The 20,064-nt window shown below is 46.6% G+C and carries 20 protein-coding genes; 2 read left to right on the top strand and 18 right to left on the bottom strand.

What is annotated here, in order from left to right; translation table 11 throughout:
- Positions 1 to 19: 19 nt before the first annotated feature.
- From queE to ICN22_RS04945, 10 genes are all read right to left on the bottom strand, one after another.
- Complete coding sequence (gene queE, locus ICN22_RS04990; RefSeq protein ID WP_216169161.1) at positions 20 to 673, bottom strand: 7-carboxy-7-deazaguanine synthase; 654 nt, start codon at positions 671 to 673, stop codon at positions 20 to 22.
- Positions 674 to 701: 28 nt separating this feature from the next.
- Entirely contained in the window at positions 702 to 1,430 is a 729-nt protein-coding gene (locus ICN22_RS04985) for a hypothetical protein (RefSeq protein ID WP_216169160.1), read from the bottom strand.
- Positions 1,406 to 2,104 (bottom strand): hypothetical protein, encoded by a 699-nt coding sequence (locus tag ICN22_RS04980; RefSeq protein WP_216169159.1) that lies wholly within the window; start codon positions 2,102 to 2,104, stop codon positions 1,406 to 1,408. The genes ICN22_RS04985 and ICN22_RS04980 overlap by 25 nt, the downstream gene beginning before the upstream one ends.
- 57 nt (positions 2,105 to 2,161) lie before the next feature.
- Positions 2,162 to 4,057 (bottom strand): B12-binding domain-containing radical SAM protein, encoded by a 1,896-nt coding sequence (locus ICN22_RS04975; protein ID WP_216169158.1) that lies wholly within the window; start codon positions 4,055 to 4,057, stop codon positions 2,162 to 2,164.
- Positions 4,054 to 4,890 carry a ferritin-like domain-containing protein gene (locus ICN22_RS04970; RefSeq protein WP_216169157.1) on the bottom strand — a complete coding sequence of 279 codons (837 nt, stop codon included), beginning with the start codon at positions 4,888 to 4,890 and terminating at the stop codon, positions 4,054 to 4,056. Before ICN22_RS04970 ends, ICN22_RS04975 begins: the two co-directional genes overlap by 4 nt.
- Positions 4,891 to 4,904: 14 nt before the next feature.
- Complete coding sequence (locus ICN22_RS04965; protein ID WP_216169156.1) at positions 4,905 to 6,506, bottom strand: FMN-binding glutamate synthase family protein; 1,602 nt, start codon at positions 6,504 to 6,506, stop codon at positions 4,905 to 4,907.
- Positions 6,507 to 6,664: 158 nt separating this feature from the next.
- Positions 6,665 to 8,272, bottom strand: coding sequence for a glutamine-hydrolyzing GMP synthase (gene guaA / locus ICN22_RS04960; RefSeq protein WP_216169155.1), 1,608 nt, complete (start codon positions 8,270 to 8,272; stop codon positions 6,665 to 6,667).
- A 48-nt stretch (positions 8,273 to 8,320) separates the two neighbouring features.
- On the bottom strand, positions 8,321 to 9,787 hold the full coding sequence (guaB, locus tag ICN22_RS04955; RefSeq protein ID WP_216169154.1) for an IMP dehydrogenase: 1,467 nt from the start codon (positions 9,785 to 9,787) through the stop codon (positions 8,321 to 8,323).
- Positions 9,788 to 9,813: 26 nt separating this feature from the next.
- Positions 9,814 to 10,164, bottom strand: a complete 351-nt coding sequence (locus ICN22_RS04950) for an RnfH family protein (RefSeq protein WP_216169153.1) — start codon at positions 10,162 to 10,164, stop codon at positions 9,814 to 9,816.
- Positions 10,157 to 10,588: a type II toxin-antitoxin system RatA family toxin gene (locus ICN22_RS04945; protein WP_215304538.1), complete on the bottom strand. Its 432-nt coding sequence runs from the start codon at positions 10,586 to 10,588 to the stop codon at positions 10,157 to 10,159. Before ICN22_RS04945 ends, ICN22_RS04950 begins: the two co-directional genes overlap by 8 nt.
- 26 nt (positions 10,589 to 10,614) lie before the next feature.
- On the opposite strand from ICN22_RS04945, the gene smpB reads away from it, so the two are divergent.
- Positions 10,615 to 11,067: an SsrA-binding protein SmpB gene (smpB, locus tag ICN22_RS04940; RefSeq protein ID WP_046330447.1), complete on the top strand. Its 453-nt coding sequence runs from the start codon at positions 10,615 to 10,617 to the stop codon at positions 11,065 to 11,067.
- A gap of 120 nt (positions 11,068 to 11,187) precedes the next feature.
- Here the strand turns inward: smpB and ppsA are convergent, their stop codons facing one another.
- On the bottom strand, positions 11,188 to 13,587 hold the full coding sequence (gene ppsA, locus ICN22_RS04935) for a phosphoenolpyruvate synthase (protein WP_216169152.1): 2,400 nt from the start codon (positions 13,585 to 13,587) through the stop codon (positions 11,188 to 11,190).
- Between the two features lie 106 nt (positions 13,588 to 13,693).
- On the opposite strand from ppsA, the gene ppsR reads away from it, so the two are divergent.
- The gene (gene ppsR, locus ICN22_RS04930; RefSeq protein WP_216169151.1) at positions 13,694 to 14,521 is read left to right on the top strand and encodes a posphoenolpyruvate synthetase regulatory kinase/phosphorylase PpsR; all 828 of its coding nucleotides are present in this window, start codon (positions 13,694 to 13,696) and stop codon (positions 14,519 to 14,521) included.
- Positions 14,522 to 14,535: 14 nt separating this feature from the next.
- Here ppsR and ICN22_RS04925 read toward each other — a convergent pair whose 3' ends face one another.
- Genes ICN22_RS04925 through ICN22_RS04895 form a run of 7 tightly spaced genes read right to left on the bottom strand, consistent with a single transcriptional unit; the run spans position 14,536 to position 20,061 of the window.
- A complete protein-coding gene (locus tag ICN22_RS04925) occupies positions 14,536 to 15,360 on the bottom strand; it encodes a TrmH family RNA methyltransferase (protein WP_216169150.1) in 825 nt (274 codons plus the stop codon).
- Positions 15,361 to 15,368: 8 nt separating this feature from the next.
- Positions 15,369 to 15,962, bottom strand: coding sequence for a ribonuclease HII (rnhB, locus tag ICN22_RS04920; protein ID WP_216169149.1), 594 nt, complete (start codon positions 15,960 to 15,962; stop codon positions 15,369 to 15,371).
- Positions 15,959 to 17,212, bottom strand: a complete 1,254-nt coding sequence (gene lpxB, locus ICN22_RS04915; protein WP_216169148.1) for a lipid-A-disaccharide synthase — start codon at positions 17,210 to 17,212, stop codon at positions 15,959 to 15,961. The genes rnhB and lpxB overlap by 4 nt, the downstream gene beginning before the upstream one ends.
- Positions 17,172 to 17,969: an acyl-ACP--UDP-N-acetylglucosamine O-acyltransferase gene (gene lpxA, locus ICN22_RS04910; RefSeq protein ID WP_216169147.1), complete on the bottom strand. Its 798-nt coding sequence runs from the start codon at positions 17,967 to 17,969 to the stop codon at positions 17,172 to 17,174. The genes lpxB and lpxA overlap by 41 nt, the downstream gene beginning before the upstream one ends.
- Positions 17,969 to 18,418 (bottom strand): 3-hydroxyacyl-ACP dehydratase FabZ, encoded by a 450-nt coding sequence (gene fabZ, locus ICN22_RS04905; RefSeq protein WP_215304550.1) that lies wholly within the window; start codon positions 18,416 to 18,418, stop codon positions 17,969 to 17,971. Before fabZ ends, lpxA begins: the two co-directional genes overlap by 1 nt.
- Positions 18,419 to 18,475: 57 nt before the next feature.
- Positions 18,476 to 19,528, bottom strand: coding sequence for a UDP-3-O-(3-hydroxymyristoyl)glucosamine N-acyltransferase (gene lpxD, locus ICN22_RS04900; RefSeq protein ID WP_216169146.1), 1,053 nt, complete (start codon positions 19,526 to 19,528; stop codon positions 18,476 to 18,478).
- Between the two features lie 5 nt (positions 19,529 to 19,533).
- On the bottom strand, positions 19,534 to 20,061 hold the full coding sequence (locus tag ICN22_RS04895; protein ID WP_216169145.1) for an OmpH/Skp family outer membrane protein: 528 nt from the start codon (positions 20,059 to 20,061) through the stop codon (positions 19,534 to 19,536).
- Positions 20,062 to 20,064 lie beyond the last annotated feature (3 nt).

Raw genomic sequence — 20,064 nt, 5'->3', positions numbered from 1 at the left:
AAATTACTTGATCAGGCTTTTATCGAATACCAATGATCTTATGGGTTTGAACACTCAAACGCCATAAGGGACGCTTCTGACAGAGATGAACTGCTAATGCGAGGTTTTCTTGGAGCTTGGGACCATCCATCGCTTGCAAGAAACGATTGCGATAATCCATTTTCTCAAAACGAGCCAATAAGGTTTCAATAGAAGTGTGTCCAGCTTGAGGTACTACTAACTTCATCTCATCAGCCTGCAACACAATGAGTTCAGACCCAGCTTTAGGACTAACGCAGACCCAATCAACCCCCTTAGGCACCTTGATTGTTCCGTTTGTCTCAATGGCAATAGCAAAACCCTTAGCATGCAAAGCATCAATCAGTGCAGTATCTAGTTGTAGTAATGGCTCGCCACCCGTAAAGACAACGTAGCGTTGTTGCGGTCCAGCAGAGGTGCTGATCCATACCTGTTCAATGGTATCCGCTAATAGCGAGGCAGTTTCAAACTTTCCACCACCAGCACCATCACTGCCAACAAAGTCGGTATCGCAAAATTGGCAAACTGCTGTTGCGCGATCTTCTTCACGACCACTCCACAGATTGCAGCCAGAAAATCGACAAAATACAGCCGCCCGACCAGCGTGGGCGCCCTCACCCTGAAGGGTTGGAAAGAGTTCTTTTACGGTATACATAGCTATGTCTCAATTTTAAGCGCTTTGCTCACTTCCAGGACACAAGCTCCCACTCTAAGTAGTCTTCCCATAGGGCATTACTCCAAAACATACCAGCCCATAAATAGCGTCCATAGCCTCGCCGAATAACCCACCGACCGATTTCCGGGGAAAACCAGACATCTTCTTGGCGATAGTTGGCTACTCGAGAGAGGTCATTGCTTGTGAAATAAGGCGCCTCACTGTGACACTTGAAGACCGGGAATTGCCCTGCAGGAGCGCTAATGCCCTCCCACCCTACTGCCGTTATATTGAGACCCCAGTAATAATCATTGTCCGGGTAGCCAAGCACCTGATAACGATTACGATAAAAGCCGGACCAACCCGGAACCAGTTGCTCGGACCATAAGGGGATCGGCTGTAAAAACCGCTGAGGGGGATTCCAATGGGGATCTTGAAGAATGTAACCCCAAGGCTCTTGAATCTCATCTGGGAGTGATCCCGCCTTCAGTCCACTACGCTCAATCCGAATCTGAGGTCCAACGGAAACCACCTTCTCCGTAACAATATCGACCAGCTCTTGGTTAAACACATTGCGCACGTTGTAGACCCACTGTTGACCGACTTGTGGCGGTCTCACCTTGGGGGGATTCATAGGCTGCGGCAAAGGTGTTGAAACTGGATAGGGCTGCGAAGCAATACAAGCCACCAGCAATGCTGGTGACAACAGTAAGAATAATCTCCGTACGGTATTTATTTGTAGGAGCTCAACTGCCATTGATAGCTGCCTTCTAAAATCACTGCACCAATTTGTCCTTGAATTTGATAAGAACCAGATGCCTCACGTGCCACCCAGCGACCAATCTGCGGAGCAAACCAAACTGTTTCCTTGCGAATGCAATCAACTTTATTAGGATCTTCACTCTCATAATTAATCAGAGTCTGAAAACGAAGTGCCACGAACTCTCCAGCAGGAACAGTCATTTTTTCCCAACCCTGAACAGTCATATATTCCTGCCAATTCATTCTCGAGTCAGAGTAGCCAGCAATACTGTACTTGGTATTGAACTGCTTCGCCCAAGTAGTGGACAGCTGTTCGGGCCAAAGCGGTAAAGATGGACTGAAGTTAAGTAAACGTGACCACTGTGTATCGGTGGCAACCATTCCCCAAGAAGTTTGGATCTCGCTAGGTAAGCGAGCACCATCAGCTGTGGATCGGTCAATCACAATAGTGGAACCAATGTTAGCAACACGCTCAGTAATCACATCAAGTGTTTTACCGTCAAAAATGTTTTTCTTAATATAAGTCCACTCTTGACCAACTTGTGGAGGACGAACCACAGGTAGTGGCTTTGGCTGAGCAACTGGAATGCCATGCTCATAGGAGAGACTTCCACAAGCCACGGGAGCTAGAGCAGCTGACACGATGAAAGTTCGACGAGATAAATTCATATTCCTACCCAAGTTGATTTAATGAGAGAGGTGAACAAAATAAATAACAAATAAAGTTTATACGTACCTCAGGGCTTTAGCTATTTTATTGCGCCCTAATGAGGTTTTTGGAATACCAGGCATATCAAACCACTGATGGGTTTCTTCCTCAAAACCTACGCCGTGCATAAAGTTATAGATCGCTTTTTTAAGGCCAAGACCGAGATGGTCATGATCTACACCTGTGGGGTCGATAAAGGCGACATCATTCTTAGCGAAGCTGATTGGGGGTAATGGTACGAGTTCGATGCCATAAGCTGCAGGATCAAGACCTACTGGGGAGTGGACCGTGCAAGTAAATCGATGGAAAAAACCACTCTGAATGCAGCCATTCTCAAAAAGCTGACGAACGTATTCAAGAGAGTCCACAGTTTCTTGAACGGTTTGTGTTGGGAAGCCATACATCAGATAAGCATGTACTAAGATGCCAGCATCTGAAAAGTCTTTTGTCACTTGGGCAACCTGCTCTACAGAAACTCCTTTTTTCATGAGATCAAGCAGTCTGTCAGAGGCCACTTCTAAGCCGCCAGACATCGCAATACAACCACTTTGAGCCAATAACTCAGACAGCTCTGGGGTAAAGGTCTTTTCAAAACGAATATTGCCCCACCAAGAAATCACTACCTTACGCGCAATGAGTTCTTCAGCAAGTGCTTTTAAGATCTTCGGTGGCGCAGCCTCATCTACAAAATGAAATCCCGTCTGACCAGTCTCAGCAACAATCGCTTCAATACGATCAACCAATAGACTTGCCGAAGCAGTTTCATAACGAGAGATGTAATCAAGGCTAACATCGCAAAAGCTACATTTTTTCCAATAGCAGCCATGGGCAACAGTGAGCTTATTCCAACGCCCATCACTCCATAGGCGATGCATGGGGTTGAGCATATCAAGCAAAGATAAATAAGAATTGAGTGGCAGGCCATCCCAAGTTGCAGTGCCTACCTCTTCAAAAGGGACATCAGGCTCTTGCCAGTTGATGTAACGCACTTCATTGCTAGCCGTTCGGATAAAGGTACGAACCAGTCTTTCTGCAGAGCGCTTGCCATTTAAATGCTCTAAGAGTGCAAGTAAAGGTCGCTCGCCAGAGTCAAGGGTAATGTAATCGACAAAATCAAATAGACGTGAATCGGCGAGTTCACGTAGCTCAGTATTCACGTAGCCACCACCAAGACCAATCTTGATGTTTGGGTAATGCTGTTTGATAGTTTGAGCGATTCGCAATGCAGCATACATGGCCCCAGGAAATGGTACCGATAACAACACTAAAGTGGGCTGATGTTTTTCGATGGAAGACTTTGTGAGCTCCTGTAAATGCAAATCCATTAATGTGGGACTTGCCGCCAAGGCATCTGCTAAGGGGGTAAAAGTAGGCTGACTACCTGCCAAGGCTTCCGCATAGCGAACAAACTCAAAGCGCTCATCCACTGCATCACGTAGAACGTCAGACAAATCATTGAGATAGAGGGTAGCCAAATGACGCGCACGATCCTGAGAGCCTAAGGCGCCAAAGGCCCATGCTAAAGAATCTCCACCCTCCTCTTCTTCATAAGAATCTAAGGGTATAAAGCGTGGGCCTTCAGGTAATAAAGTTCGACTGTTAATACGATGAGCAAGTGTGCTATCACGCCCTTGTAAAAATGCAATAGCCAATCCAATAGTGCTTTGATAATCGGCAAAATAATCGAGGAAGAAGTTCACGCTAGCACTGCGATTTTCTTCAGGAAGTTTTAAAGCCTGGTCTTGAATCTCCAGCAAACCTTGTGGAGTAAAGAAACCAAGAACTAAAGCTAAAGCTAAATCTTCTTGAATGGCCTCAAAACCACGTGAGCGCAAAAAACCAGTGAGATAAGCCGTGGATGGATACGGCGTATTGAGCTGTGTCATCGGCGGAATGAGGCTCAGAATTTTCATACTGCTTGCACCCGCTTATCACTCAGAGATTCTAGTAGCTCTAATTCTTCTGAAGTAAAACCAGCTTGCTCACGCGCTTCGAAATTAAACGGACCCCTCAAAGTAGGTGCACGGTATTTCTCGGCCAATTCTCGATAAGTCGCAATCGGGGATAAGTTCTCATTAGCGCATAAGAAATTAAACCAACGGTTGCCAACCAGCACATGACCGATTTCATCATGAAGAATTATTTCAAGAATCTCTACAGCGCGCTCATCCGCAATTTGCTTGAATCGATCCCGAATCTCTGGAACCGCATCAAGGCCTCTTGCTTCCATGGTTCTGGGGACTAAGGCCATGCGAGCGATCACTGAATCCGAGGTTCTCTCCACCATCTCCCACAGACTATTGTGGGCTGGGAAAACGCCATAGCTAAATCCAAATGACTGTAAGTGGGCATTGATCAAACTGAAATGGTATGACTCCTCCTTGGCAACTTTGAGCCAGTCCTCGTAATAGGATTTGGGCATATTTGGAAAACGCCAAATGGCATCTAAAGCCAGATTCATTGCATTAAATTCGATATGTGCCAGGGAGTGCCAAAGAATAGCCCTGCCCTCAACCGTATCCATTTTTCTTTTAGGAACAAACTTTGGCGCCACTAGCTCTGGTTTAGCAGGCCGGCCAGGAAGTTCGATATTTTGACTAGTGAAGTTACGAGCGAAGTTGTTAGAAGCATTGATAGCAATACACTGGGTCAAGTACTCATCGTACAAGCTGAATAGCTGGGCAACTTTAGATTGCGGGTCAGTATTTGCCAGTATTGCTAAGGCGGCTTCTCGTAACTCAAGCATGGATATAAACAAATCTATTGAGGGGCTAAGCCAAATCTACTAGTTTGAGCCCTATCCCAATACTGAACAAACTCCTGAGGTAAATCTTTTTGCAGAGAAGCGGCGGAGCCTGACAAAAGCGCTCCGGGAATCAGGGTTGTGAGCTGAGATGCTAAGGACGTTATCTTGCCAGAACCATCTCTACACAAAAGATAGTCCGGTGTAATTTCCTTAGGATGCATTAGACCTGCTGAGCCAATTAAATCTGCCAAAGAAGCGACAGTGTTCTGATGGAATGCAAATACTCGCTCAGCTTTATCGGGGACCACTAATGCCCTTTGACGTACCAAATCCTGAGTTGCAACACCTGTAGGACACTTATCTGTATGGCATGTTCGTGACTGAATGCAACCTAAGGCAAACATAAACCCTCTTGCAGAATTACACCAATCTGCCCCTAAAGAGAGAGCACGAATAATGTCATAGCCAGAAATAATTTTTCCCGAGGCCCCGATCGCAATCTCCTTGCGTTTATTAATTCCGACTAAGGTGTTATGTACCAATCTAAGGCCATCACGAAGTGGCATTCCCACATGATCTGTAAATTCAACAGGGGCGGCACCAGTACCACCCTCGCTGCCGTCAACCACAATGAAGTCTGGGCTAATGCCTGTCTCTAGCATGGCCTTAGCAATACCAAAAAATTCCCAGGGCTGGCCAACACATAATTTGAAGCCAACAGGCTTACCGCCACTCAATTTACGTAAACGAGCAATGAATTTCATGAGCTCTAATGGCGATGAAAATTCAGCATGATGAGCTGGGGAGATGCAATCCTCACTAATTGGTACACCTCTAGTAGTAGCAATTTCGGCTGTGACTTTAGCGCCAGGCAAAACACCGCCATGACCTGGCTTAGCGCCCTGTGATAGCTTAATTTCTACCATCTTAATTTGCGGATCGACTACTTGAGCGGTAAATTTTTCTTCTGAAAATCGACCATTCTCAGCACGACATCCAAAATATCCAGAGCCTATTTCCCAAATAATATCGCCGCCAAACTCGCGATGATATGAAGAGATTGAACCTTCGCCAGTATCGTGGGCAAATCCACCTAACTTGGCACCCCTATTAAGCGCTCTAATCGCATTTGGTGAAAGCGACCCAAAACTCATCGCAGAAATATTAAATATGGATAAAGAATAAGGCTGAAGACAGCTTGAGCCACCAACTTGAATACGAAATGTACTTGGGTCAGGATGGCATGGGGAATTTGAGTGTCCTAACCATTCGCCTTCAGCACCATACATCGACTTGATTGAACCAAATCCCCGCTTGTCATTATCTTTTTTGGAGCGACTATAAACCATGGCTCGTTGATTTCTTGAAAACGGAATTTTCTCCTCATCGTCCTCTAAGAAGTATTGACGTATCTCGGGGCGGATATATTCAAGCAAGAATCGACAATGTCCTATTAAAGGATAATTTCGTAATATTGAATGATGCTTTTGAATTGAATCTTTTAGACCAATCAAAAACAATCCCAAGAAGAATATAGCTAAATATGGGCTATACAAAAAAGATAGGGGGACAAGTATGCCCGTTGAGAGCCAAAAAAAGTATCTGGAATATTGCATTTAAAGACCTCCTGCCTAAGCTTTTGATAAGCAATATTAAAAAATTAAATATCTATTTAAATATACAGCGAGAAGTGCATTGATTGAGGCTTTGCTCCGAGAAAATAATACCTCAAATGCGGATAAAAAAATCTCTATAAATTAATGTTGATAGCTTTTCATTCCCACTCAATAGTTGCTGGCGGTTTTCCACTGATGTCATAGACTACGCGATTAATGCCGCGCACTTCATTGATGATACGGTTCGATACTTTGCCTAGCAATTCATGTGGCAAGTGAGCCCAGTGCGCAGTCATAAAGTCTTGTGTTTGCACTGCCCTGAGTGCAACGACATATTCATAAGTTCTACCATCACCCATGACGCCCACAGACTTCACTGGCAAGAACACAGCAAAGGCTTGGCTGGTAAGCTCATACCAAGATTTTTGACTAGCTTCATCAATCGTATTGCGTAACTCTTCAATGAAGATGGCATCAGCACGTTGAAGTAAGTCGGCAAATTCCGATTTCACTTCACCTAAAATACGCACACCAAGACCGGGTCCTGGGAATGGATGGCGATACACCATTTCGCGTGGCAAACCTAAAGCAACACCAAGTTCACGCACTTCATCTTTAAACAATTCACGTAATGGCTCAAGCAACTTGAGATGCATATCCTCAGGCAGGCCACCCACATTGTGATGACTCTTAATCGTATGCGTGCCCTTCTTGCCTTTACCGGCAGACTCAATGACGTCTGGATAAATCGTTCCTTGAGCAAGCCACTTGGCATTTTCGATCTTGCCGGACTCGACCTGGAAAATCTCCACGAATTCTTTACCAATAATTTTGCGCTTGGCTTCAGGATCTGCAACACCAGAAAGCTCAGACATAAATTTGTCTTTAGCATCAACGCGTATTACTTTGACACCAAGGTTACGGGCAAACATTTCCATCACCATGTCGCCTTCGTTTAAACGAAGTAGGCCATGATCAACAAATACACAAGTAAGCTGCTCACCAATCGCACGGTGAATTAATGCAGCCGCAACACTAGAATCAACACCGCCGGATAAGCCGAGAATGACTTCCTCATTACCTACTTGCTTGCGAATATGCTCAACCGCTTCGCTAATGTAGTCGCCCATGACCCAGTCAGCCTTGCACTGGCAAATCTCATGCACAAAGCGAGTTAGGATAGCCTCGCCTTGTAAGGTATGCGTTACCTCTGGGTGAAACTGGAACGCATAGAAACGGCGCTCTTCATCAGCCATGCCGGCAATGGGGCAAGACTCTGTTGATGCCATTAACTTAAATGCTGGTGGCATTGTTGTTACAGAGTCGCCATGACTCATCCATACCTTCAGAATGCCGTGGCCTTCACTAGTAGAAAAGTCTTGGATGCCTTTGAGCAGATTAGTATGACCATGGGCACGCACTTCTGAATAACCAAACTCACGGGCTTTACCTAGTGATTCAGCAGAAGCAACTGCGCCACCCAATTGGGTTGCCATAGTTTGCATACCGTAGCAAATACCTAAAACAGGAACGCCTAATTCAAAAACGATTTGCGGTGCACGAGGACTACCCGCTTCTGTTACCGAACTTGGTCCACCTGAAAGAATAATTCCCTTACCACCCTGCTCTTGAATGAACTTGCGAATGAACTCTGGATCGCAATCGTAGGGATGGATTTCAGAAAAGATGTGCGCATCGCGTACGCGCCGGGCAATCAATTGGGTGACTTGTGAACCAAAGTCGAGAATCAGTATTTTGTCGTGCACGAAAGGATTACCTTAAATTCAGCCTGCATTTCAGCTTTTGTTTACTTCTTAATCAATATGGTAATTCGGCGCTTCCTTGGTGATCTTCACATCATGAACATGCGACTCACGCACACCCGCTGAAGTGATTTCCACAAAATTTGCTTTCTCATGAAGTTCATCAATCGTCTTACAACCTAAGTAACCCATTGAAGAACGAATACCACCAGTCAGTTGATGCAAGATGGCCAGGACGCTACCTTTGTAAGGCACTTGACCTTCAATACCCTCTGGTACCAACTTCTCAGCATTCGCTGCACTGATGTCACTTTGGAAGTAACGATCTGCAGAGCCATCTGCCATCGCGCCCAGAGATCCCATGCCGCGATAACTCTTATATGAACGACCTTGATACAGGAACACTTCACCAGGAGCTTCTTCAGTACCGGCGAACATTCCGCCCATCATGACTGAACTTGCACCAGCAGCTAAGGCTTTAGCAACGTCACCGGAGTAACGCACACCACCGTCAGCAATTAACGGAATACCTGTGCCTTTGAGTGCAGCAGCCACATTCACAATGGCACTAATCTGAGGTACACCAACACCCGCAACAATCCGGGTGGTGCAAATAGAGCCAGGGCCAATGCCGACCTTAACGCCGTCAGCACCGTGATCAGCCAATGCTTTAGCAGCTTCGCCTGTAGCAATGTTTCCGCCGATCACTTGTACATGAGGGTAATTTTTCTTAACCCACTTCACGCGATCTAAAACACCTTGGCTATGACCGTGTGCGGTGTCCACCACAATCACATCGACACCTGCGCGAACTAAGAGCTCAATGCGCTCATCGTTATCAGGACCAACCCCGACAGCAGCACCAACACGCAATTTACCTTCGCTATCCTTACAAGCATTTGGATGCTCAGTAGCTTTCAAGATATCTTTAACAGTGATGAGGCCACGCAGTTCAAACTTATCGTTGACTACCAGTACGCGCTCTAAGCGATGCTGACTCATCAAGCGCTTTGCCTCTTCTAGCGAGCAACCTTCTTTGACTGTAATCAAGCGCTCACGTGGAGTCATTTTGGATTTTACGGGCGCATCTAAGTCTTCCTCAAAGCGCAAGTCGCGGTTGGTAATAATGCCCACCACCTCTTTGCCAGTCAGTACTGGGAATCCAGAGAAACCATGCTCACGAGAAAGTTGAATGACTTGGCGAAGCGTGGCATGTGGATCCACCGTAATAGGATCGCGCAAAATACCAGATTCGTAACGTTTAACTTTAGCTACTTCCCTAGCCTGTTCGGCAGGCTTGAGATTTTTATGAACAATACCAATGCCACCTTCACTGGCCATGGCAATTGCCAAGCGGCCTTCAGTGACGGTATCCATAGCAGCGGACACCAACGGTGTATTGAGTGAAATTTCTCGAGTTAACTTACTTGCCAAGCTGGCATCTCGAGGAAGTACCGAAGAATAAGCCGGTACGAGGAGCACATCGTCAAAAGTGAGTGCTTTTTGAATGAGTCGCATGCAAAACCCCTAGTCACAAAACAAGATTATAGCCTCCTCGCCTTTCTTTTAGCTGCGGCAGCCTGGAATTTAGCATCTTGGTTCTGATTAGCCTTCTTACGACGGACGGCCTTGGGGTCAACCAGGAGGGCAGAATATAGCTCTAGGCGATCACCCTCATAAATGGGGCTATCCCAATCCTTACGCTTGCCAAAGACGCCAAAACAGCCTTTTCTAGCTAAGACAGGATCATTAGGGCCTTGGGTGATTCCCGCTTTAATGAGGGCAAGTCCTACAGTGGGAGCCTCGGTGGGCAAGAAGTGCAGCGTAAAAGGGCTCAACACAGGCTCACCCAAGCGGGCATCACAAATCCAAATCTCCATGGACTGACTAGCCATAGAGGTCTTCAGCTCGCTTGACGAAGCAATCCACAAAGGTGCCTGCAATATGTCCAAAGACTGGGCCAATGATCTTATCTAGGATGACGCTTTTAAACTCCCAGTGGAGCTTAAATTCCACCTTACAAGCATCCTCTTTGAGGGGAATGAAGTTCCACTGCCCAGAAAAATGCTTGAATGGGCCATCCACAAAGACCATATCGATGCTTTCAGGTCGACGATTCGTGTTTCGAGTATGAAAGTACTGATTAATACCCTTAAAGTGGATATTGATTTTGGCATCCAAAACAGTCTCAGATTGCTCAAAAATTTCCACCCCGCCGCACCAGGGCAAGAACTCTGGGTAGCGCGCAACATCAGTCACCAAACCATACATACGGTCTGCGGATTGGCCAATTAAAACGGTCTTGTTGACGTCTGCCATAATCGATCTTGAGAAGCTAAATAAATATGAGTATCGTCGATAACAAAAAAGCCTTCTTCGATTATTTTATCGAGGAACGGTTCGAGGCAGGGCTGGTTCTGGAAGGCTGGGAAGTAAAAGCCATCCGCGCTGGTCGCGTGCACGTCAAAGAAGCGTATGTTGTCATCCGTCAGGCGGAGCTGTTCCTGATCGGCTGCCATATTACCCCCCTGCTATCAGCTTCCACTCATATAGTCCCAGACAGTACCCGCACCCGCAAACTCCTCCTCAATGCCATTGAGATTAAAAAACTCATTGGTAAGGTAGAACAAAAGGGCTATACCCTGGTCCCATTGAACCTGCATTTCTCTAAAGGGAATGTGAAGTGCGAGATTGGACTGGCCCGCGGTAAGAAACAGCATGACAAGCGCGCCGCCACCAAAGAGCGTGAATGGGAAGTCCAAAAGGGTCGTATTGCTCGGGGTGACCTCAACGCTTGATTTGGCAAGTGAGTGCCTAGCCATCCAAGCTAAGAATATTCAGCACAAAGCAAAATGCCTAGATTTTCATCTAGGCATTTTTTTATCTCACAAGTGATGAGTGGGTTTGGGAGGAACTGCTTACACCTCTTTCTTACCCAACATTTCCCAGGTAGCTACTATGCTATCCGGGTTGAGGGAGATAGAGGTAATGCCCTTAGCGACCAACCAACGCGCAAAGTCTGGATGATCTGAAGGGCCTTGGCCACAAATACCAACGTATTTGTTTTGCTTAAGGCAAGCTTCAATAGAGCGAGCGATCATGAACTCCACTGCAGGATCGCGCTCATCAAAGTCAATTGCCAACAATTCCATACCGGAGTCACGATCTAGGCCCAGGGTTAACTGAGTCATATCGTTTGAACCGATTGAGAATCCATCGAAATGCTCCAGGAACTGATCCGCCAAAATCGCATTGGAAGGAATCTCGCACATCATGATCAGGCGCAGACCATTCTCACCACGCTTGAGACCTAACTTTGCCATCATGTCGATAACACGCTCAGCTTGCTTGATGGTGCGAACAAAAGGCACCATAATCTCGACGTTATCCAGACCCATATCTTCACGAACACGCTTCATTGCAGCGCACTCCAAAGCAAAAGCTTCACCAAAATCGGCTGATACGTAACGGGATGCGCCACGGAAACCGAGCATTGGGTTCTCTTCATCCGGCTCGTAGCGTGAACCGCCGATGAGCTTCTTGTACTCGTTTGACTTAAAGTCAGATAAACGCACAATCACGGGTTTTGGATAGAAAGCAGCGGCAATCGTTGCCACACCTTCAACCAATTTATCTTCATAAAACTGACGCGGGCTTGCATAGCCACGAGCAACGCTTTCAACAGCGCGCTTGAGATCAGGATCAATGTTTGGATATTCCAATACAGCGCGTGGGTGCACACCAATGTAGTTATTGATGATGAACTCGAGGCGAGCTAAGCCGACACCAGCATTGGGGATTTGACAAAAGTCAAAGGCCAACTGAGGATTACCGATATTCATGGTGATCTTGACTGGGATCTCTGGCAATACACCACGAGAAACTTCAGTTACTTCAGTTTCAATCAAGCCATCGTAAATATGACCCTCATCACCTTCTGCACAAGATACCGTAACCATCATGCCGTCTTGCAAATGCTCAGTTGCATCACCACAACCTACTACCGCAGGGACACCTAACTCGCGAGCAATAATCGCTGCGTGACAAGTACGACCACCACGATTAGTGACGATCGCCGAGGCACGCTTCATCACCGGCTCCCAGTTAGGATCAGTCATATCAGCAACCAATACATCGCCTGGCTGTACACGGTCCATCTCACTTGGGTCACGAATGATACGAACTGGGCCTGCGCCAATCTTTTGACCAATCGCACGACCTTTAGCTAATACCTTCGAACTACCTTTTAACTTGTAGCGCATCTCCACTTGACCAGCGGCTTGGCTCTTCACTGTCTCTGGGCGTGCTTGCAGGATATAAATACGGCCATCTTGACCGTCCTTACCCCACTCGATATCCATCGGACGACCATAGTGCTTTTCAATAATGACAGCATATTTTGCTAATTCGGTAATGTCAGCATCTTCCAATGAAAAACGATTGCGTTTTTCTGGAGCAACATCCACAGTCATCACCTTCTCAGTAGAACCTGCTGGGGCAAATTGCATCTGAATTAACTTGGAACCTAAGGAGCGACGAATAATCGCCTTCTTATCTTTTGCTAAAGTAGTTTTGAATACATAGAACTCATCTGGGTTCACTGCACCCTGCACTACTGTCTCGCCTAAGCCATAGCTAGAAGTGATGAACACGACATCTTCGAAGCCAGACTCCGTATCCAAGGTAAACATCACACCAGCAGCACCCAGGTCAGAGCGCACCATACGCTGAATACCAGCCGATAGCGCTACTTCGGCATGGGCAAAGCCCTTATGAACTCGATAAGAAATCGCACGGTCGTTATACAAGGAAGCAAATACTTCACGAATCTTTTTCAGAACATCATCGATGCCTTCAACGTTCAAAAAAGTTTCTTGCTGCCCTGCAAATGAAGCGTCAGGCAAGTCTTCTGCGGTAGCAGAGGAGCGCACCGCAAAGGAGCCTTTACCAGAATCATCTAATGTTTTAAATGCTATACGGATTTCTGCATCAAGACGTGCCTGAAACGGAGCGGTCTCAATCCAGCCGCGGATTTCTTTTCCGGCCTCAGCTAGCGCGCGCACATCATCAATGTTCAGATTTTTCAAACGCTTCTGAATGCGCTCGGTTAAGTTGTTGTGTTCTAAGAAATCACGAAACGCCAATGAGGTCGTTGCAAATCCAGTAGGCACACGTACACCAGTGGAAGACAACTGAGAAATCATTTCGCCAAGTGAGGCATTTTTACCGCCGACTGACTCAACATCGGTCATGCGGAGTTGCTCAAAAGGCAAAACATAGGCATTTGCTACATCGTTACTTTGTTGTTGGTTGGACATAAAATACTCTCTAAGGATAAGGAAACTGGTCGAGCGGCCGGATAAAATACGGCATACTTCATTAACTACATATTGTAGTGCTGACCAAGACCCCTAAGCCAATCTCATGTCTACCCAAGCTCGTATTGTTTTTATTGTTTCTGATGGCACCGGCATTACTGCCGAGAACTTCAGCCAATCGATTTTGGCCCAATTTGAGGCCACTTTTAAGCACATTCGGGTACCTTTTGTGGATAGCCCTGATAAAGCCCATGATGCAGTCTCTAGTATCAATCAGGCAGCCTCTAAATATGAAGTCCAGCCGATTGTTTTCACCACTTTAGTGAATCCCGAACTGAACGCCATTGTCAGCAAAGCCAATGGCCTAATTTTGGATATGTTCCAAACTTTTGTGGCACCTTTGGAGCAGGCTCTCGGGGTTAAATCAACCCATGCAATGAACCGCCTCCATCACAATGCGGATACCGAGGCCTACAAAAACCGGATTGAGGCCATTAACTACTCCTTGGCCCACGATGACGGTCAATCTAATAAAAATCTAGCTGAGGCTGATGTCATTTTGGTGGGTATATCGCGGGTGGGCAAAACGCCAACTAGCCTCTACCTAGCGATGCAATATGGCATGAAGGCAGCAAACTACCCTCTTATTCCAGAAGACTTCGAGCGTGGGCAACTACCCAAAGATTTAATCCCGTTTCGCAGTAAGATCTTTGGCTTGATGATTGATGCCGAGCGTTTGTCAGAGATTCGTAATGAGCGGCGTCCTGGCAGTAATTACGCTAAGTTAGAAAACTGTCGCTACGAGATTAATGAAGCCACCGCCATGATGAAGAAGGAGTCTATTCCTTGGGTAGCTACAACCAGCAAATCGATTGAAGAGATTGCGACTACGGTATTGCAATCTATGAAGTCGGATAAAACAATTCTGGGCTAATGGATTAGCTAGTTTTAGTTGCGTCGAATTCGTACTGTTTCAAATAGACAGATTGCTGCAGCAGTAGATACATTGAGCGATTCGACTCTGGGATCAATCGGAATAGAGACGCCTTTGGCTTGAGCCATTAGATCTTCAGAAACGCCCTGACCCTCACTTCCCATTACCCAGGCAACGGGATGAATCAAGACCTTGGGCATGTTGTAGAGATCGAGCTCGCCATCGGCAGTAGCAGCTAACAAAGGTGCAGTGACTGCACTCAGTACTTGCTGTGATGACCAGCCTTCGTAAAGATCTAGTAAGCGATGGGCGCCCATACCGGCACGCAATACCTTGCTTGACCAGAGGTGGGCACAACCAGATATTGCAATGACTTGAGTGAAACCAGCAGCTGCTACAGTACGCAAAATAGAGCCCACATTCCCAGCATCCTGAATACGATCCAAAATAATGACATCACCAGTAATTGTGGCAACTGACTTTTGGGGATGTAATGCAGATTGCGGAAGGTCTAGCAAGCCTGCAATCTGGGGTGCATTGACTAAATCAGACAGTAAATCCCAGAGACCTTTATCCAGTTGATAAATGCGAGTCTCAGGACAAATTTCTACATGATCGTAAACGGCCTGAGCAATTTCTGGATTTTGCAAACCCAACTCGGAGGTAATTAATGTCTTGAGCGCCGGATCACCCATCCAAGTTTGTACTAAATGAATGCCTTCTAACAAAGCCTGCCCGCAAGCAAATCTGGCCTTTTGACCTTTAGGGCCGGTCGCTTGCAATTGACGAATCTCCTTAAACAAGGAATTGTCTTTTGAGCTGATAAATTCCATTTTCATATTTGGGATTATCGACTATGCAGAGTCATTACATTGCGGACTGGAGAAAAGCTACGGCGGTGTTGATCGCACGCACCAAATGCCTTCAGTGCAGCAAAATGCGCTTCGGTTGGATATCCCATATGTTGAGCAAAGCCGTACTGGGGATGTAGTTCATGTAAGGCCATCATTTGACGATCGCGTGTGACCTTTGCAAGGATAGAGGCGGCTGAGATTGCAGGCTCTTTAGTATCACCCTTCACAATAGCTTCTGCGGCGATTGGCAACTCAGGACAGCGATTGCCGTCAATCAAGGCTTTATCTGGCCAGCTACCTAAACGGGTAGTGAGATCTTCAATTGCACGGCGCATTGCCAACATCGTCGCTTGCAAAATATTGATCTCATCAATCTCGACTGGGCTCGCCTCACCAATACCCCAGGCCTTAGCCTTGAGCTGAATTTGCTCAAACAAAAACTCGCGTCTTGCTGGTGATAGCTTCTTAGAATCTTTTAATCCGCTGATGGGGTTCTCAGGATCGAGCACGACAGCACCAGCAACCACCGCTCCAGCCAATGGGCCACGCCCTGCTTCATCAACACCACATACCCAAATCAGGCTCACACAGTAACCCGATGTTTTGTAGCTGCAATGGTTTGCGCTACGGCCTGTGCCACCAATAAACCAGTAGGTCTGCGCAAGGTCTCATGCATTTCTGCAAAACGGGTTTTTAATTGAATGACTTTACTAGGGCTGTTTAACCAGGCTAGCAAAGCATCGGCCAACTTATTCGGGGTAGCTTCGTCTTGTAGAAGCTCAGGAACAACAAACTCACCGCAGAGAATATTCGGTAAACCAACATACGGCAGATAGCCCTGTCGTTTCATGATCTGCGCAGTCAACCAGGGTACTTTATAAGAAATCACCATCGGCTTTTTCCAGAGTGCCGCCTGTAATGTCGCTGTACCACTAGCAATCAACACCACATCAGCAGCCTCAAGTACTGCATCGGCCTCGCCATCAATCAGATCAATTTTTAGATCAGGATTAATTGCTATTGTACTTTTAAGTAAAAGCTCAAGCGGTTCACGCAAGCGTGGCGTTGCCACTGGGATTACAAAATGCAGAGGCTGTCCTGGCATACGATTTACAAGCTCTAACATCGTCTCAAAAAAGACTGGCGCAATCAGCTCAATCTCTGAACCGCGACTACCCGGCAAAACGGCAACCACAACTCCATCTAAGGTATTGGCTGGCAGGCTTAGGACTTCTTCTAATCTTTGCTTGGCGTATGCTGAATTGGGCTCAAGAGGTATTTCACTGGCAAGCGGATGCCCAACATAAGTTGCACTAATACCAGCACGCTCATAGATCTCCGCCTCAAAAGGGAAGATACAGAGCATACGTTCAACTGCTTGCTTGATTTTTTTGATGCGCCCCGCTCTCCAAGCCCAGATCGATGGCGAAACAAAATGCAGCGTCGGAATGCCTGCTTTGCGCAAAGCCAACTCAACGCCTAAATTAAAATCTGGTGCATCAATCCCTAGATATACATTGGGGCGACCTTCGCCCGTGAGATTGGCAATCAACTCTTTACGTAGTTTCAGAATAGCGGGTAACTGTTTAATTGCCTCTACGTAACCACGAACACTCAATGTCTCCATTGGCCAATCTGAGCGCAGGCCCTCGGCCTGCATACGAGGACCACCAATACCATAGACCTCTAGATCAGAGGTGTCGGGGATCTGCTTTAGTGCACTCAATACTGGCGCTGCCAGCAAGTCACCCGAAGGCTCTCCGGCAACACAAGCAAGTTTAGACACTAGATTTGCTCTATCGAATAATGCCGCGCGTAGAGGCGGCAATAAAGTCATGGAACTCGGTTAGCTTTTCTGCAGTTTGGGCATCAAATGCACTAGCAATCACCATCTTCTGAATCTCTACCTTAGCTTCCTCAAAGCTGAGGCCATCTTTATAGAGAACCTTGTATGCCTGACGCAGTGCAGAAATCGTTTCGCTTGAGAAACCACGTCGCTTAAGACCTTCCACATTAATGCCATGAGGAGAAGCTTTATCTCCAGCTGCAATCACAAACGGTGGTATGTCTTGCACTAATGCAGAGGCGCCACCTAACATCGCATGTTGACCGATGCGGACAAATTGATGGACTCCAGACATGCCACCCATGATCGCCCAGTCACTTACTTTTACATGACCCGCGATTTGTGCGTTACTCGAAAAAATCGTGTGATTACCGATTTGGCAGTCATGTGCAATGTGTACATAAGCCATGATCCAGTTGTCATCACCGATTCTGGTGATGCCCTCATCCTGCGATGTACCCGTATGAATGGTCGTGAACTCACGAATGGTGTTGCGATCGCCAATAATCAACTCGGTAGGTTCGCCGCGGTATTTCATATCCTGGGGAGCGCCACCAATAGCGGCGAAGTGGGCAAAGTTGTTTTCTTTGCCGATCGTGGTGTAACCCTCGATCACAGCGTGAGAACCAATCTTGCAAGCAGCACCAATTTTGACGTTTGGTCCAATTACGGAGTACGGACCAATCTCTACGTCGCTGGCAATCTCCGCCTTACTATCAACTACAGCAGTCGCATGAATCCGAGTCATTACGCACCTTTCGTACGAACGGCACAAGTGATATTCGCTTCGGCGGCTAACTCGCCATCCACGGTCGCTTGCACTTGGAACTTATAGATACCAGCACGTTCACGCTCTAACTTAGCCGTCATGATCAGTTGATCGCCAGGTAATACCGGCTTCTTAAAACGAGCACCATCAATACCGGCGAAGTAATAAACTGCATTTTCTTCACGCACTTCAGAAAAGGTCAGAAGTGCTGCTGTTTGGGCAAGCGCCTCAATAATCAACACCCCCGGCATGACCGGAAAATCGGGGAAGTGACCCTGAAAGAAGGGTTCGTTCATGGTGACATTCTTCAGCGCAGTAATACTTTGACGAGGCTCAAGCTCCAATACGCGATCAACTAACAGAAATGGATAGCGATGTGGCAGCAACTTCAAAATTTGATTGATGTCGATGGCGATGGGTTTGCTCATGTAATTACCTGCTGAATAAAGTTTTTAGATTTTTTTGTAATGGGGAGATTTAGCTATTTAGTTTTTATCTAATAATCGTAAGCGTTGACGGATTTTATCGAGACCCCGCAGAATTGCCGCATTTTTCTCCCAAGCGCTGTGGAGCATTGAAGGGTAAACACCCGTGTAATGCTGCCCTGGCTCAGTAATTGAACGAATAATTGAGGTATTACCGGACACGGTTGTTCTATCTGCAATCGTGAGGTGACCGGCAAAATTGGCTGCGCCACCAATAATACAAAAGTTGCCAATCTTAGTACTTCCCGAAATGGCAGCACAACCAGCAATCACACAACAATTACCTACTTCAACGTTGTGAGCAATTTGAACTTGATTATCGATCTTAGTGCCGTTACCGATGATGGTGTCACTCATAGCGCCACGATCGATTGTGCTTGACGCGCCCACCTCGACATCATTACCGATTACAACAGCACCCGTTTGCGGTATCTTGATCCACTCAGCACCGGTAGCCGAAAAGTCAGGGGCAAAACCAAAACCATCCGCTCCAATGACCGCTCCACTATGAATAATGCAGCGCTCACCAAGCTTAGTTTCTGAATAAATAGATACATTGGGATAAATCAAGGTATCACTACCGATAGTGGAATTTCTGGCGACAGAAGTGTTTCCCAGCAAGACAACCCGCTCACCTAATTTAACGCCAGAACCGATTTGCACAAACGGTCCGATATGACATGTTGCTGGAATGCTGACGCTAGGATCAATGGCGGCACTAGCATGCACTCCAGGCTCATAAATAGGTGCAGCAGCCTTAGCAAAGTGCTGCGCCATTCTGGCAAATGTAGCGTAGGGATTTTTAGAGACAAAAAATACTCGGCCTGCTGAGTGACTGCCAGGAATCGCTTGGAGAAAATCTAAGTCCGCCTGACTGACAATCAGGCAACCTGCCGCACTATCACTAGCCTGTTGGCGGTAGAGCGGATTAGAAAGAAAGGAGATTTGACTGGATTGAGCTCGCTCGAGCGGAGCGAGGCCGTGAAGCGAGAGGGAGCCATCCCCCACCAAGCTTACTTGAAACTGTTCGGCCAGCTCGATGGCGGTGGGCATAAAACTTACTTAAGACTATTCAAAGCCTTGATGACATCATCAGTAACGTCAACCTTGGGATTGGCATAGGCTGGATCTTGAATAATGACATCAATTTTTCTTTGTTCAGCAATTTGTTTGAGCGCTTGATTGGCTTTTTCAGCAATCTTGGCACGCTCTTCAAAGTTACGCTGATTCAGATCCTCGGTGTACTCACGCTGTTTGCGCTGCAATTCACGATCCTGATCGGCTAACTCGCGTTGACGACGTGAACGCTCAGCCTCAGACATGACTGCTGAATCACGATCTAACTTCTCTGCAGCAGATTTGATTTTTTGGGCGCTGTCACGAATTTCGTTTTGGCGTTTTGTAAATTCATTCTGCAACTTAGTTTGACTAGCTTTAGCCATATTAGATTCATTGAATACTTTTTCAACGTTCACGGCCCCAACTCGAGTTCCAGCATCCTGAGCAAATGCCGATGGCATAGCAATAAATGATGAAACAGCAATTAAGCCGTACTGAATCCATTTGGAAGATTGATGGAGCTTCATAAA

This window comes from Polynucleobacter bastaniensis (assembly GCF_018882205.1).
Taxonomy (GTDB): domain Bacteria; phylum Pseudomonadota; class Gammaproteobacteria; order Burkholderiales; family Burkholderiaceae; genus Polynucleobacter; species Polynucleobacter bastaniensis.
Note: the sequence above shows the minus strand (reverse complement) of the source record. Positions and strands in the feature narration are given on the sequence as shown.